The sequence below is a fragment of the Pontibacter ramchanderi genome (assembly GCF_002846395.1).
In the GTDB taxonomy this organism is placed as follows: Bacteria; Bacteroidota; Bacteroidia; order Cytophagales; family Hymenobacteraceae; genus Pontibacter; species Pontibacter ramchanderi.
Genome location: NZ_PJMU01000001.1, coordinates 607,165 through 621,234, shown reverse-complemented (window position 1 = coordinate 621,234; position 14,070 = coordinate 607,165). Strand labels below are relative to the sequence as shown.

Genomic DNA, 14,070 nt, shown 5'->3' with positions numbered 1-14,070 from the left:
ATGAACCTCTTTGATGTTTACCCGCTCTTCGATATCGAACCTGTAAGAGCCGCCGGTCTGTCTGTTTGGGACAAAGAAGGCCGCAAGTACCTGGACCTCTACGGTGGCCACGCCGTTATTTCCATCGGTCATTCTCACCCACACTATGTGAAGCGCATTGCGCGCCAACTATACGATATCGGCTTCTACTCTAACGCCGTGCAAATGCCGATGCAGCAGGAACTGGCTGTAAAACTAGGCAAACTGAGCGGTTATGATGCCTATAGCTTTTTTCTGTGCAACTCCGGTGCTGAGGCAAACGAAAATGCCCTGAAACTGGCTTCATTCCAGACCGGTCGCAAGAAGGTCATTTCCTTTTCAGCCTCTTTTCATGGCCGTACCTCTGCCGCTGTGGCCGCTACCGACGACACGAGCATCGTGGCGCCGATCAACCAGACAGACAATATCATTTTTATGCCTTTCAATGATGTGGCGGCTTTCGAGGAAGCCCTGCAAAAGCACGGGCAGGAACTGGCGGCTGTGATTGTGGAAGGTATACAGGGTGTAGGTGGGGTAAACATACCGACAGTAAACTTTCTGAAAGCACTCGAAGCGGGCTGCAAAAAAGTAGGTGCGCTCCTGATTTTGGATGAAGTGCAGTCCGGCTATGGCCGTTCGGGCAAATTTTTCGCGCATCAACATGCAGGCATTCAGCCTGATTTGATCACGGTGGCCAAAGGCATGGGCAATGGCTTCCCGGTGGGCGGTGTGCTGATCAGTCCGGAAATTGAGGCACGGCATGGCATGCTGGGCACCACCTTTGGAGGCAATTACCTGGCCTGTGCAGCATCACTGGCAGTGCTGGAGGTTATCGAGAAAGAGGAACTTCTGGAGAATGCCACGATCATGGGGCATTACCTAAAAGAGCAACTCGAAGGCATGCCGGGTGTGAAAGAGGTGCGTGGCCAGGGTCTGATGATCGGCATCGAACTGAACGAGCCCTGCGCTGGCATCCGCAAAGAGTTGCTGAGCCAGTTTGGCATTTTTACGGGCAGTTCTTCCAACAAGAACACGCTCCGCCTGCTGCCTGCCCTCACGATCAGCAAAGCAGAAGCCGATCTATTCCTAAAAGCATTTTCTTCCATCCTTACCAAAAAAGTAACCGCCAAATGAAGCAATTCACTTCCGTACACGATGTGCAGGACATAGCCGCCCTGGTAAACGAAGCACTCGAACTTAAGCAATCGCCGTACGCGCACAAGGCACTGGGGCAGGATAAAACGCTTGGCCTTATTTTCATGAACCCCAGCTTGCGCACGCGCCTGAGCACTCAGAAAGCCGGCCTAAACCTGGGCATGAACGTGATGGTGATGAACTTAGACAAAGAAGGCTGGGCACTCGAAACCCAGGATGGCGTGATCATGGACGGCAGCACAGTAGAGCACATTCGCGAGGCAGCGGCGGTGATGGGGCAGTACTGCGACATTATCGGTATCCGCTCTTTCCCGAAACTGCAGGACAGAGAGGAAGACTACAGTGAAGACCTGCTGCGTAAATTCATTGAGCTGACTGGTGTTCCGGTTGTGAGCCTGGAGTCGGCCACGCGCCATCCGCTGCAGAGCCTGGCCGACCTGATTACGATTAAAGAGCAGACGGCGGCAGGGAAGCGGCCTAAAGTGGTGCTGAGTTGGGCACCGCATATCAAACCAATACCGCACTGTGTGGCTAACTCGTTTGCCGAGTGGATGCAGCAGGCGGACGTAGAGCTGGTGATCACCAATCCGAAAGGGTATGACCTGGCGGATGAATTTACCCAAGGTGCTCAGGTACTGCACAACCAAGACGAGGCCTTGCAAGGTGCTGACTTTGTGTATGTGAAAAACTGGTCGAGCTACGAGCAGTATGGCAAAGTGCTGACAAACGGCGAAGGCTGGATGATCACGAACGAAAAGCTGGCCCTGACAAATAACGCGAAAGTTATGCACTGCCTGCCGGTGCGCCGCGGCCTGGAGCTAAGCCACGAAGTGCTCGATGGGCCAAATTCACTGGTGATAGAGCAGGCAAATAACCGTTTGTATGCTGCACAGGCGGTTCTGAAACGGATGTTGGAGGCCAATTAGTGATTGAGCAGTTGAGTGATTTAGTGATTTGTATATTTAGAGATGTTCCAGTTATAGTTGTAGAGAGACAGGTCGCGACCTGTCTCTCTACAAAATCATCTATATCGATCAACTAAAATACTAATTTACCGATCACTCCTTAGCGCTCTATTTAAATCACTCATGCGCTAACGCAGTCATTTACTCAATATAAAAGATGTACATTATAAAGATAGGGGGCAATGTTTTAGATAAGCCGGAGCGGTTGCAGCGTTTTTTGATTGATTTCGCGCAACTGTCCGGACTTAAACTGCTGGTGCATGGTGGGGGTAAAATCGCATCTACTATCGGGCTGCGCCTAGGTATAGCACCGGCTTACGTAGAGGGTCGTCGCCTGACGGACGCCGAAACGCTACAGGTGGTGACCATGGTTTATGGCGGGCTGATCAATAAGAATGTGGTGGCGCAACTACAGGCCCTGGGTTGCAACGCCATCGGCATGACAGGCGCCGATGCCAATGCTATACCTGCCACAAAGCGCCCCGTGAAAACGGTGGACTATGGGTATGCCGGCGATATAGCAGGTCCGGAAACAATCAATGCTACGGCCATACGAGCACTGCTAAGCGCCGGACTGACGCCTGTGTTTGCACCGCTCACGCACGATGGCCATGGAAACATGCTGAACACCAATGCCGATACAATTGCCTCGGTACTGGCTACGGCCTTGGCACCGCATTATAATGTGCAACTGGTGTACTGCTTCGAAAAGAAAGGCGTACTGGCCGATGCTTCCGACGATAACTCTGTAATTTCTCATATCGATGAAAACAGGTATAAAGAGCTGAAGGAAAAAGGCATTGTAACAGATGGTATGATCCCGAAACTGGACAATGCTTTCGCTGCGCTTCGACAAGGCGTAAAAGCCGTGCTGATCGGGGAGGCGGAGGGACTTGCTTCCTTGGCCGGTTCAGGTACTTTTTCAGGCACTTCAATCACACTCAGCCATGCATAAAGAGAGCCTTTACCCGGAGGCAGTAGAACTGCTGCAGCAACTCATCGCTATACCTTCATTCAGCAAAGAGGAAGACCAAACTGCTGAGATAATCGCTGGTTTTCTTCAATCAAAAGGAGTGGCTATAGAGCGCAAACTAAACAATGTGTGGGCTTTTAACAGGCACTATAACCCTGCCTTGCCTACCTTGTTGCTCAACTCACACCACGACACCGTGAAGCCCAATACCGGCTATACCCGCGATCCCTTTACCGCTAGCGTAACGGATCGAAAACTGTATGGCCTGGGAAGCAACGACGCCGGTGGTTGCCTGGTATCGCTTCTGATGACTTTTCTGTACTTCTATGATCGTTCTGATCTCCGCTATAACCTGATATTCGCGGCAACCGCTGAAGAGGAAATTTCAGGGAAAGACGGACTCGAAGTGATCCTGCCTGAACTAGGCGAACTGGAAGCAGCCATTGTGGGCGAGCCCACGCTCATGCAACTGGCCGTGGCCGAGAAAGGTTTGCTGGTGCTGGACTGTGTGGCCAAAGGCCACTCCGGTCATGCCGCCCGCGAAGAAGGGCTGAATGCGATCTACGAAGCACTGCCGGATATTACCTGGTTTCAGACCTACCGTTTCCCGAAAGTATCAGAGCATCTGGGGCCGTTGAAAATGTCGGTAACCATGGTGCAGGCAGGTACACAACACAACGTGGTGCCCGATCAGTGCCAGTTTACCGTCGATGTTCGCCTAACGGATGCTTATAGCATGGAAGAAGTGCTGGGGGTGATTCGCCAACACGTCAAGGCAACGGTGACGCCACGATCTATGCGCCTCAAGCCCTCATCTATACCGATGGAGCACCCGCTGGTGAAAGCAGGTATAGCTTTGGGCCGCCATACTTATGGCTCACCTACTACTTCCGATCAGGCGCTGCTCTCCATACCTTCGCTCAAGCTGGGGCCCGGTGACTCCGCCCGCTCGCACATGGCCGATGAATTCATCTACCTGCACGAAATCGAAGAGGGGATCGGTCTGTACATCGACATATTGGAGCAGGTTATCAGATAATAAATTAATACCAGGAGCGGGAAACGAACTTACCTAAAATGGCATCTCGAGCAGAGCGAGATGCCCGGATGTGAAACTTGGATTCAGGTTCTTAACCAGCGTCCGAAATGACAGAAAGAAAAATCACTCATTCACTCAATCAAAACTGAATTATGAAACTCTGGCAAAAAAACAGCGACGTCAGAAAAGAGATCGAGCAGTTTACCGTTGGCCGCGACCCGGAATTTGACATGAAACTGGCTGCCTTCGATGTGCTGGGTTCGCTGGCGCATACACGCATGCTGCAGCAGGTGGGTTTGCTGGAAAAAGAAGACCTGGAGGCACTGCAGCTGGAGATGAAAGCCATTTACCATCGTATTGTGGCGGGTGATTTTGAAATTGAGCCAGGAGTGGAGGACATCCACTCGCAGGTGGAGCTGGAACTGACACGCAAACTGGGCGAAGCCGGGAAGAAAATTCACAGTGGCCGATCGCGCAACGACCAGGTGCTGGTGGACCTGAAGCTATACCTGCGCCATGAGCTGCAGCAACTGGTTTATGAGGTGAAGGCCTTGTTTAACGTACTGCAGGAGCAGAGCGAGCGGCACAAGGACAAACTGCTTCCGGGCTATACCCATTTGCAGGTGGCCATGCCTTCGTCTTTTGGTTTGTGGTTTGGCGCCTACGCCGAAAGCCTGGTGGACGACGTGCTGCTGCTGCAGGCGGCTTATAAGGTGACAGATAAAAACCCCCTGGGATCAGCAGCGGGTTACGGTTCTTCGTTCCCGCTCAACCGCCAGCTTACGACAGAGCTGCTTGGCTTTGGCACCCTGAACTATAATGTAGTATACGCCCAGATGGGGCGCGGTAAGACGGAGCGTGTAGTGAGCACAGCCATGGCGTCGGTGGCTGCCACACTGGCGCGCATGGCCATGGACCTGTGTCTGTACATGAGCCAGAACTTTGCCTTTGTGAGTCTGCCGGATAACCTGACGACCGGTTCCAGCATCATGCCGCACAAAAAGAACCCGGATGTGTTTGAGATCATGCGGGGCAAATGCAACAAACTGCAGTCACTGCCAACCGAAATCTCGATGCTGCTTATCAACCTGCCATCCGGCTATCATCGGGAGTTGCAACTGCTCAAGGAATCACTTTTCCTGGCCATAACCGAGCTCAAAGATTGCCTGCAAATGATGGCCTTTATGCTGCCGCAGCTACAGGTGCGCGATCAGATCATGGAGGAGGAAAAATACAAGTATGCCTTTAGTGTGGATGCAGTAAACGCCGAGGTACTGGCGGGTATGCCATTCCGGGATGCTTACAAAGTAGTAGGCGAGCGCATTGAGGCAGGTACCTTTGCCGCGCCAGAACAGATGACCCATACCCACGAAGGCAGTATCGGCAATCTTTGCACCCAGGAAATCGCTGCCCTGATGGAACAGGCGATTGCCGGTTTCCAATTCGATAGAGCCGAAAAGGCACTAGAGGAGTTGGTGAAATAAGTTTAAGAGTTGAGGAGTTTGATTGTTGAGGAATGATGAATTAGGAAACCTTTGGAAGGCTGGCACTCTGCTTATTCATATTCCTATACCTTGAACACATCAAAGGCCTGCTACTATGCAGGCCATTGATGTGTTTAGCATGGACTAAACTCTAATTTCTTAAACTCATAAACTCATTAACTCTCAAACTCCCTCAGTTCAAATGGTAGTTCTGTGGTTTGATGTTTTTCAGTTTGCGGGTGGCTTGCAGCAGTGTGGCAACCAGCAGCGCGATGAACACCGACATGCCAATGACCAGGTATGAGAGCACCTTCAAGGTTTTTACCTGCCTGTCGGCCGATTGGTACAATTCCTTTCCTACTTCGCCCTGGAGTTTGATTAACTCGTGAAGTGGCTCCAACAAGTGCAGAAATGCCTGATGACCCTCCGTACGGTACAGGCTCTCCGCTTCCGCTTTTTCTCCTTCGCTGCTTAGCTGCAGAATACGGTCCTGCACGGCCACAAGCTTTTCAAATTCCTTCTTGTATGTGGCCAGACCGGCGCTTTCGCGCTCGATCAAGTATGTTTTCTCGAACTGATTGATCAGCGTTTCTATCTCCTGCGTGTTAGCTGCCACAAGCTGTTGCAGGCTGTCCTGTTTCGAGGCTGAGGCCGACAGGATGTGGTCTTCAAGTGTCAGGCGGTTCTGGTAGTAGCGTTCCATCACATCCGAAATTACCAGGGATGGTACCAGCCGGTCGTGGTATACCTCGCTAAACTGGTTGCTCACCCGCCCAATGCTGTAGCTGGCAAACCAGTTGGCCAAAATGATAATAGCAAACACTGAACCCAGCGCAAATGCCACTTTATCACGTTTTGTAATTCGATAGGCCCAGTTCATACGAAATAAGATTTAATTGAAAGACAATATACGTTTTTGGCCTGTATAACACAATTTTTACCCCTATTCTTACAGGTAAAATGGATGCTGGAGCTGTGGCAAATTGTTACTTCTTCTTTTTAAAATACAGATAACTTCTTTTCCAGTCCGCGTATAACAGGCACACTGCTCATAAGTGCAACACAAATTAACTGCCTGTGATTCCGATCAAGATCCATACACAACCTGACGACTCCACTTGCGGACCTACTAGTTTGCATGCGGTGTACCGTTATTTCAAAGATCCCATTTCGCTCAGCGAGGTCATCAAGGAGGTGCCTTACCTCGATGAAGGTGGTACGCTGGAGGTATTGCTGGCTTGCCATGCGCTTAAACGGGGCTACAAGGCCCGCATCTATACCTACAACCTGCACATCTTCGACCCTACCTGGTTTCAGCTCAGCAACGAGGAGATCATTGTAAAACTGGAGGAGCAGCTGGACTACAAGAAAGGATCCAAATTCAAAAGGGCAACCCTGGCGTACATCGATTTTTTGCAACGAGGCGGCGAGCTGCGTTGCACCGACCTGACCAAAGGGCTGCTGCGTGAGTACTTTGAAAAAGGCATTCCGCTGCTAACGGGCCTAAGCGCTACCTACCTGTACCAAAGCGCCAGGGAGTTTAGCGATGAGGCCGGCAATTCCATTTACGACGACGTGCGCGGCTACCCGATGGGGCATTTTGTGGTATTGTGCGGCTTTGCCGACGACCAGAAACAGATTGTAGTGGCCGACCCTTACCAGGAGAACCCTTTTTTTCAAAACAATTACTATGAGGTAAAAGCATCGCACCTGCTCAACTCCATTATGTTGGGTATGGCTACCTACGATGCTAACCTGCTGGCCATTAAACCAGTGGACTCAGAACCCATCGACGAATAAAACATGCGAAAGATAGTAGTAGTAGATTATCCCAAAGATTGGGATGTGGCGATTGAAGACGTCGAAGTAGTGGATGTACAGACATACCTCACCGATACGGCCTATACCGACATCAAGAATGCCCGCATTTTTAACCTGTGCCGTTCTTACAAATACCAGAGTGCCGGGTACTATGTGTCGCTGCTGGCCGAGGCGCGCGGGCACAAGCCTATACCCAGTGTGGCCACCATGCAGGACCTGAAAAGCCCCACCATTGTGCGTGCCATTACAGTAGAACTCAACGACCTGATTCAGAAAACGCTGGGCAGTCTGCGCTCCAAGTCCTTCACCCTGAGCATTTACTTTGGGCAGAATGTGGCGCAAAAGTACGAAAAGCTTTGCAAGCAACTCCACGACCTGTTTCAGGCCCCTTTGCTCCGGGCGCAGTTTGTGTACAAGGACGAGTGGGTGCTGCAGAGCATATCCGCTATACCTATTAACGACGTGCCGGAGCACCACTGGCGCTATTTGCTGCGGTTCGCGAAGTCCTACTTTGCAAGGCACCGCTTTTCGGGCGCCAAGATCGGGCGCAACAAGATTTATGACCTGGCCATCTTGGTGGATCCGGATGAAAAAGAGCCGCCCTCGAACAAAAAGGCCCTGCAGCACTTTGTGGAGGCCGGTGAGAGCATGGGCTTCTACGTCGAGATGATCACGAAAGACGATTACCGGCGCCTGCCCGAGTTTGATGCGCTTTTCATCCGGGAGACCACCTCGGTAAACCACCATACCTATAAGTTCGCTCGCAAAGCCTACGCCGACGGATTGGTGGTGATCGACGATCCGATCTCTATTCTGCGCTGCACCAACAAGGTATACCTTGCCGAGCTGCTCACCAAAGCCAAGGTGCCTATACCCAAGACCATGATCATTCACAAAGATAACCGGGACCTGGTGGAGCAGGAGCTCGGTATACCTTGTGTGCTCAAAAAACCGGACAGCTCTTTTTCACAGGGCGTCGTAAAGGCCAAAGACAGCGAAGGCCTGCAGCGCGAACTGGACGACATGCTGGCCGATTCTGAACTGATCATCGGGCAGGAGTTCACGCCCACAGATTTTGACTGGCGCATCGGCATCATGGACAAGCAGCCGCTCTATGCCTGCAAGTACTTCATGGCCAAGGGGCACTGGCAGATCTACAACTGGAACGGCAAGAAGAACGACACCGAAGGCGATCATGAAACAGTGCCTTTCGAAGAGGTGCCTTTCGTGGTATTGCACACAGCCATCAAGGCGGCAAACCTGATTGGCAATGGGTTGTATGGCGTGGATATTAAGGAGATAGACGGGAAAGCCTATGTGATCGAAGTAAATGATAACCCGAGCATCGACGCCGGCTGCGAGGATCAGATCCTAAAAAAAGAACTTTATACCGCTATCCTTAAATCCATAAAGAAACGCATAGATGACAACAAGAACGTTAGAACAGATGAGTACTAAACCCGCTACGCTACACCTGTTTGAAGGCTATGGTGTGGAGATGGAATACATGATCGTGGACCGTAACACGCTGCAGGTGCGGCCCATCACGGACCAGTTGATCTACGATGAGGTAGGGGCCTACGTGTCGGATGTAGAGTTTGGCAAAATGGCTTGGTCCAATGAACTGGTGCTGCACGTGGTGGAGCTTAAAACGCAATCTCCTGTCCATACCCTGGATGGTTTGGAAAACGATTTTCAGGAGCATGTCCGGAAGATCAACCAGTTACTCGAGAAGCACAACGCCATGCTGCTGCCGACCGGCGCCCACCCGCTGATGGATCCATTCAAAGAAACTAAACTGTGGCCGCACGAGCACAACGCAGTATACGAGGCCTATAACCGTATTTTCGATTGCCGTGGGCATGGCTGGGCCAATCTGCAGAGCACACACCTGAACCTGCCCTTTGGCAATGACGAGGAGTTCGGTAAGCTGCATGCTGCCATCCGAATGGTGCTGCCGCTTATACCTGCGCTGGCGGCCTCGTCACCTGTGCTGGATGGAAAGCTGTCTGGCCTGCTGGACACCCGCCTGGAGGTATACCGCCACAACCAGGACAAGATTTCTGCTATTGCCGGCAAGGTGGTTCCCGAAGCCGTTTTCACGCAAAAAGATTACGAAAAACAGATCCTGCGGCGTATGTATGATGCCGTGGCTCCGTTTGACCCGGAAGGTGTGCTGCAGGAGGAATTCCTGAACTCGCGCGGTGCCATTGCCCGTTTCGACCGAAATGCCATCGAGATCCGCATCATTGACATACAGGAAAGTCCGGTGGCTGACCTGGCTGTGCTGCAGGCTGTGGTGGCCGCCGTTCAGGCGCTGGTGGCTGAGCGCTGGGTAGGTATAGACAAGCTGAAACTATGGGACGAAAACCGTTTGGCTGAACTTTTCCTGCAGGTGGTGCGCAGCGGACAGGAAGTCGTGATCAACGACCGCGATTTTATCGATTGCTTCGGTTTCGACTGCAAAGAGAATTGCACAGTGGGTGAACTGTGGAAACACTTGGTGGCCGAAACGCTCAATCTGGAGGAGCAGCCCCATGTGGCCCACGCCCTGAATGTGATCTTGTCCCGCGGCAGTTTATCCAAGCGCCTGGTAGAAGCACTGGGCAAAAACCCGACCGAGCACGACATCCGGCGGGTATACCTGAGCCTGTCACGCTGCCTGCAAAACGGCGGCGTATTTATACCTGAAAAACCATGCTGAGACTCTTACTTACCTGTGAACACGGTGGAAACCTGATACCCGCTGCCTATGCACCACTCTTTCAAGGGCACGGGGAAATACTGAATACGCACCAGGGCTACGACATTGGTGCACTCGACCTCTACCATACTCTGCGGCCTTTGGCCGATGTGGGCTTTTATTCAGAGACGAGTAGGCTGTTGGTAGAACTGAATCGCTCGCTGCACCATGCGCGCCTTTTCTCGGCGTACACACAAGTGTTGCCGCCAGCCGAAAAGGAAAGGCTGCTAGATAAACATTACAAACCATATCGCGAGCAAGTGGAGCAAATGGTGTCTGACTTCGTGTCGGCTGGAAGGCGCGTGCTGCATGTTGCCGTCCATACCTTCACCCCAGTATTGGATGGCGAGGAACGTAAGGCGGACATCGGTCTACTCTATAACCCGAAGCGGAAACACGAGCAAGCCTACAGCCGAAAATGGAAAGCCGCCCTCAACAAAGCGGATAAGGACCTGCTGGTTCGCTTCAACTATCCCTACCTGGGTATAGCAGACGGTTTCCCGACGTACCTGCGCCGTAAGTTTAAGGCGGATGAATACATAGGCATTGAACTGGAAGTAAACCAGAAGTTTGCACAGGAAGGTGGAGACAGGTGGCAGCATATAAGATCACTTTTGGCGGATACGCTGGAGCAAGTGACCATGCACGAGAAGGCGCTACCATCCAAAAACGCTATTTAGAGAACAAAATAACAGGTTATGCAGTACTGTATTTTATATATGAAGAGATTTGCATATAAATAAAACGCTATCTCTTTAGCGGTATACACCCTTTCAGGGTTCCATCTTTTTATTTTATTATTTTAAAACCTAAAACTATGAAGATCAAAAGTTTACTTAATCTGGTATTTGTTCTGGTGGCCGCTCAATTGCTGTTTGCCTGTAGCTCTGCCAAGTACTATGAGTTTGCCGGCCACAAACAGGCACCTTACCACGACATGAAGAAGCCTGCCAATACGCAGGAGGTAGCCCCTGAGATTTCGCTGAGTGAAGTTGCTCTGGCAGCCGCCGAGGAGAAGTCAAAAGCTGAACCAGTATTGGAAGCAAGCGCCGCTATACCTGCAGCCCCAGCCGCACCTGCTCCTAAAATGGCACCTATTGCCCCGGCAGCTGTTGAGGAGGTAACGGTTACTGAAGCAGAGGCCCTGGCAATGGCTAAAGAGCGACTGGCGAGTATGACAAAAGCGGAGAAGAAAGAGTTTAAGAAAGAAGTGCGCGAGGCCTTGAAACAGGATCGTCGTAGCGGCGAACTGAGCATCATCAAAATTATTTTGGCGGTATTGCTTCCTCCTCTGGCCGTGTTTCTGCACGTAGGTATAGGCACGCAGTTCTGGATCAGCCTTATCCTCACGCTGCTCTTCTGGATTCCGGGTGTGATTTATGCGCTGTTAGTAGTGACAGACACGATCTAAGCCTATCCAGTTGCACATTCAATAAAAGCACTGCCCACAGGGGTGGTGCTTTTTGTTTTATACCTGCTTAACCCCTGGTGCAGGTTTGCGTTTTATACCTGTAGCTGAGTGTTATACCTTACTGGCATGGAATACAAGGACTATTACAAGATACTGGGTGTAGAGAAGTCTGCATCGCAGGCTGATATCAAAAAGGCCTACCGTGCTTTGGCCAAAAAATATCACCCGGATAAAACGAAAGGCGACAAAGCTGCCGAAGAGAAGTTCAAGGACATCAGCGAAGCCTACGAAGTGCTGGGAGATGAACAAAAGCGTAAACAGTACGATGAACTGGGCGCTAACTGGCGGCATTTTCAGCAGCAAGGCGGCCCATACCAGGGCGGTCGCGGCGGCACCTATTACGAAGGCGACTTGGGCGATATGTTTGGAGGGGGCAGCGGCTTCTCTGATTTCTTCGAGCAGTTTTTCGGAGGCGGATTCTCGCAGCAGGGTGGCGGTTTTCGGGCAGGCAGGGGAGGTGCCAAGGGGCAGGACTATGAAGCTGAGATGCTCATTACCATGCAGGAGGCCTACAGCGGTACATCGCGTTTACTCACCGTAAATGGCCAGCAGCTACGTATTACTACCAAGCCGGGTGTGTCTGATGGGCAGGTGCTCAAGATCAAAGGAAAGGGCGGACCCGCTTTGGCCGGAGGAACGGCCGGAGACCTGTACATTCGGGTGCAGGTGCAGCCGCTGCCGGGTTTTGAGCGGCAGGGGGATGATCTGCACACCAGGCTGAACCTCGACATGTATACTGCCATACTGGGGGGTGAGGTGCAGGTGTCTACCTTAACCGGCAAGCTCAAACTCAAGATTCCCGCTGGCACACAAAACGGCAAAACACTGCGACTACGCGGAAAAGGAATGCCCGTTTACGGCAAAACAGACCAGCACGGCGATTTGTACGTAAAGATAGAAGTGCAGCTGCCAGTACATCTTACCGAAGAGGAGAGGGGCCTGATGGAACGGCTCCGGGAACTGCACCATCGCAAAACAGCCAGCGTATAACTTAGTAGCACAGGATTAAACTCACTGCCATGTTAATGACCCTTGACCACATTAGTATGCATAGCCCAATCGATAGCTTTGTAGACAGCCTTACCGACAGTAACCTGACCTGCTATGCCAGCGACCTGCTGGAGCAAAAGGGCTGCCACAACTTACAGGAACTGTGTGAGGCGGTGAAGAGGGCCACGGAAGTTTGCAACAGCATGCATGTGCCCCTTCAGGAAAACTTTAAGGTGGTATACCGCTCCCGAAATGGCGAAGTGGTGCAGGATTGGCGCCTGTCGCGCATGGCTTACCTGCTCACAGCCCTTAATGCAGACTCCCGTAGTAACTTTGTGGCGCAACTGCAGGTTGAGATGGTGAAGCAGATGCTACGCCATACCTGAGCCGAGTGTAGCTAACTGCCCAAGCCCTTCTCGCTGCAATGCTCCTTCCCAGCCAAACTGCACACACAGTCGGTGAAAATGGAAAGGTAAGGGTGCCGTCAGTTTAACCGGGCTCCCTGTTTCAGGATGTATGAAACCAAGCGTAGCGGAGTGCAAAAGCATAACAGGACACTCAAGTTGCTCGCGGAACATCTGGTTATGCCGCCAGTCACCATGTCGTTTATCGCCCACAATGTAGTGCCTGATGTGCGCAAAATGTTTCCGGATCTGGTGCATGCGACCTGTTTCAGGTTGCACCTTTACGAGTGAGTAGCGGGCCGTGCTGTAACGGCCGACAGGTATAGGAAGCTCCACAGTGCCAAGCCGCTCGTAATTTGTCAGGGCATCCTGCGGCATTTTGTGCTTGTGGTCTTTGTCCGGCCGAATCGGGCTGTCGATTATACCTGTCTCTGGGGTATAGCCGCGCACAATGGCGTAGTAGGCTTTGTCAACCTGTTTTTCTTCAAAGGCCTTCACAATGGGAGCAACCGCTTCGGGAGTTTTGGCAAACAGCAGCACGCCCGAGGTGCCACGGTCCAGGCGGTGAGCGGCGTATACTGCATGGCCCAACTGGTCGCGCAGCATCTGAAGTGCAAATTCCTTTTTCTCTTCGGCAATGCGGGTGCGGTGCACGAGAAGCCCATTGGGTTTGTTGACCGCTACGTAGCTCTCGTCCTCGTATAGTAACTCTAACACGTCAATTTATTTTCGGTAAAGATAGCCAGATACTAAGAATTAAACGCAAAGCTGCCTATACTTGCCTTAAATCTTGAAGAGAAGACAGCATGGCCATATCGTTTGACAACCTGAGAAAAGGGAAGAAGTATGTGATGGAGAATTACGGGGAGCGCTTTGAGTTTCAGGTGCTGGATATGCCCGACGAGGGAAGCCACCTGGTGAAAGACCTGCATACGCTGGAAGTGTTCATGCTACAGGACCTGATGCGCTACGGCCGTGGCAAAGACTTTGACATGCAGGAATTGTAG

At 51.7% G+C, this 14,070-nt stretch carries 15 protein-coding genes; 13 read left to right on the top strand and 2 right to left on the bottom strand.

Going from position 1 to position 14,070, the window contains the following annotated elements; all coding sequences use genetic code 11:
* The 5 genes from BD749_RS02630 (at position 1) to argH (ending at position 5,634) form a co-directional block, all read left to right on the top strand.
* Positions 1 to 1,152 carry an aspartate aminotransferase family protein gene (locus tag BD749_RS02630; protein ID WP_101442815.1) on the top strand — a complete coding sequence of 384 codons (1,152 nt, stop codon included), beginning with the start codon at positions 1 to 3 and terminating at the stop codon, positions 1,150 to 1,152.
* Positions 1,149 to 2,099, top strand: coding sequence for a Rossmann-fold NAD(P)-binding domain-containing protein (locus BD749_RS02625; RefSeq protein ID WP_101442814.1), 951 nt, complete (start codon positions 1,149 to 1,151; stop codon positions 2,097 to 2,099). Before BD749_RS02630 ends, BD749_RS02625 begins: the two co-directional genes overlap by 4 nt.
* A 196-nt stretch (positions 2,100 to 2,295) precedes the next feature.
* Positions 2,296 to 3,093, top strand: a complete 798-nt coding sequence (gene argB, locus BD749_RS02620) for an acetylglutamate kinase (protein ID WP_101442813.1) — start codon at positions 2,296 to 2,298, stop codon at positions 3,091 to 3,093.
* Positions 3,086 to 4,150: a M20 family metallo-hydrolase gene (locus tag BD749_RS02615; RefSeq protein WP_101442812.1), complete on the top strand. Its 1,065-nt coding sequence runs from the start codon at positions 3,086 to 3,088 to the stop codon at positions 4,148 to 4,150. The genes argB and BD749_RS02615 overlap by 8 nt, the downstream gene beginning before the upstream one ends.
* Before the next feature lie 152 nt (positions 4,151 to 4,302).
* On the top strand, positions 4,303 to 5,634 hold the full coding sequence (argH, locus tag BD749_RS02610) for an argininosuccinate lyase (protein WP_101442811.1): 1,332 nt from the start codon (positions 4,303 to 4,305) through the stop codon (positions 5,632 to 5,634).
* A gap of 193 nt (positions 5,635 to 5,827) precedes the next feature.
* Here argH and BD749_RS02605 read toward each other — a convergent pair whose 3' ends face one another.
* Entirely contained in the window at positions 5,828 to 6,514 is a 687-nt protein-coding gene (locus BD749_RS02605) for an MCP four helix bundle domain-containing protein (RefSeq protein ID WP_101442810.1), read from the bottom strand.
* Between the two features lie 197 nt (positions 6,515 to 6,711).
* Here BD749_RS02605 and BD749_RS02600 point away from each other — a divergent pair, with 197 nt between their 5' ends.
* The 7 genes from BD749_RS02600 to BD749_RS02570 all read left to right on the top strand — a co-directional run bounded on the left by BD749_RS02600 (position 6,712) and on the right by BD749_RS02570 (position 13,045).
* On the top strand, positions 6,712 to 7,434 hold the full coding sequence (locus tag BD749_RS02600; RefSeq protein WP_101442809.1) for a C39 family peptidase: 723 nt from the start codon (positions 6,712 to 6,714) through the stop codon (positions 7,432 to 7,434).
* A gap of 3 nt (positions 7,435 to 7,437) precedes the next feature.
* Positions 7,438 to 8,913, top strand: a complete 1,476-nt coding sequence (locus BD749_RS02595; protein WP_101442808.1) for a RimK family protein — start codon at positions 7,438 to 7,440, stop codon at positions 8,911 to 8,913.
* Positions 8,903 to 10,159, top strand: coding sequence for a carboxylate-amine ligase (locus tag BD749_RS02590; RefSeq protein ID WP_101442807.1), 1,257 nt, complete (start codon positions 8,903 to 8,905; stop codon positions 10,157 to 10,159). Before BD749_RS02595 ends, BD749_RS02590 begins: the two co-directional genes overlap by 11 nt.
* Complete coding sequence (locus BD749_RS02585) at positions 10,153 to 10,878, top strand: N-formylglutamate amidohydrolase (protein ID WP_101442806.1); 726 nt, start codon at positions 10,153 to 10,155, stop codon at positions 10,876 to 10,878. The genes BD749_RS02590 and BD749_RS02585 overlap by 7 nt, the downstream gene beginning before the upstream one ends.
* 137 nt (positions 10,879 to 11,015) lie before the next feature.
* Entirely contained in the window at positions 11,016 to 11,609 is a 594-nt protein-coding gene (locus tag BD749_RS19545) for a YqaE/Pmp3 family membrane protein (protein WP_245868647.1), read from the top strand.
* Between the two features lie 126 nt (positions 11,610 to 11,735).
* The gene (locus tag BD749_RS02575; protein ID WP_101442805.1) at positions 11,736 to 12,659 is read left to right on the top strand and encodes a DnaJ C-terminal domain-containing protein; all 924 of its coding nucleotides are present in this window, start codon (positions 11,736 to 11,738) and stop codon (positions 12,657 to 12,659) included.
* 29 nt (positions 12,660 to 12,688) lie between these two features.
* Entirely contained in the window at positions 12,689 to 13,045 is a 357-nt protein-coding gene (locus tag BD749_RS02570) for a hypothetical protein (RefSeq protein WP_245868643.1), read from the top strand.
* Here the strand turns inward: BD749_RS02570 and BD749_RS02565 are convergent.
* Positions 13,031 to 13,780, bottom strand: a complete 750-nt coding sequence (locus tag BD749_RS02565; protein WP_101442803.1) for a pseudouridine synthase — start codon at positions 13,778 to 13,780, stop codon at positions 13,031 to 13,033. The genes BD749_RS02570 and BD749_RS02565 overlap by 15 nt on opposite strands.
* A gap of 89 nt (positions 13,781 to 13,869) precedes the next feature.
* On the opposite strand from BD749_RS02565, the gene BD749_RS02560 reads away from it, so the two are divergent.
* Entirely contained in the window at positions 13,870 to 14,070 is a 201-nt protein-coding gene (locus tag BD749_RS02560; RefSeq protein ID WP_101442802.1) for a hypothetical protein, read from the top strand.

What these genes read in the sequence shown, in the direction of transcription:
- BD749_RS02560 (WP_101442802.1), top strand. Translation starts at nt 13,870, where the DNA reads ATGGCCATATCGTTTGACAACCTGAGAAAAGGGAAGAAGTATGTGATG.
- BD749_RS02570 (WP_245868643.1), top strand. Translation starts at nt 12,689, where the DNA reads ATGTTAATGACCCTTGACCACATTAGTATGCATAGCCCAATCGATAGC.
- BD749_RS19545 (WP_245868647.1), top strand. Translation starts at nt 11,016, where the DNA reads ATGAAGATCAAAAGTTTACTTAATCTGGTATTTGTTCTGGTGGCCGCT.
- BD749_RS02595 (WP_101442808.1), top strand. Translation starts at nt 7,438, where the DNA reads ATGCGAAAGATAGTAGTAGTAGATTATCCCAAAGATTGGGATGTGGCG.
- BD749_RS02615 (WP_101442812.1), top strand. Translation starts at nt 3,086, where the DNA reads ATGCATAAAGAGAGCCTTTACCCGGAGGCAGTAGAACTGCTGCAGCAA.
- BD749_RS02630 (WP_101442815.1), top strand. Translation starts at nt 1, where the DNA reads ATGAACCTCTTTGATGTTTACCCGCTCTTCGATATCGAACCTGTAAGA.
- BD749_RS02575 (WP_101442805.1), top strand. Translation starts at nt 11,736, where the DNA reads ATGGAATACAAGGACTATTACAAGATACTGGGTGTAGAGAAGTCTGCA.
- BD749_RS02585 (WP_101442806.1), top strand. Translation starts at nt 10,153, where the DNA reads ATGCTGAGACTCTTACTTACCTGTGAACACGGTGGAAACCTGATACCC.
- argB (WP_101442813.1), top strand. Translation starts at nt 2,296, where the DNA reads ATGTACATTATAAAGATAGGGGGCAATGTTTTAGATAAGCCGGAGCGG.
- BD749_RS02605 (WP_101442810.1), bottom strand. Translation starts at nt 6,514, where the DNA reads ATGAACTGGGCCTATCGAATTACAAAACGTGATAAAGTGGCATTTGCG.
- argH (WP_101442811.1), top strand. Translation starts at nt 4,303, where the DNA reads ATGAAACTCTGGCAAAAAAACAGCGACGTCAGAAAAGAGATCGAGCAG.
- BD749_RS02625 (WP_101442814.1), top strand. Translation starts at nt 1,149, where the DNA reads ATGAAGCAATTCACTTCCGTACACGATGTGCAGGACATAGCCGCCCTG.
- BD749_RS02590 (WP_101442807.1), top strand. Translation starts at nt 8,903, where the DNA reads ATGAGTACTAAACCCGCTACGCTACACCTGTTTGAAGGCTATGGTGTG.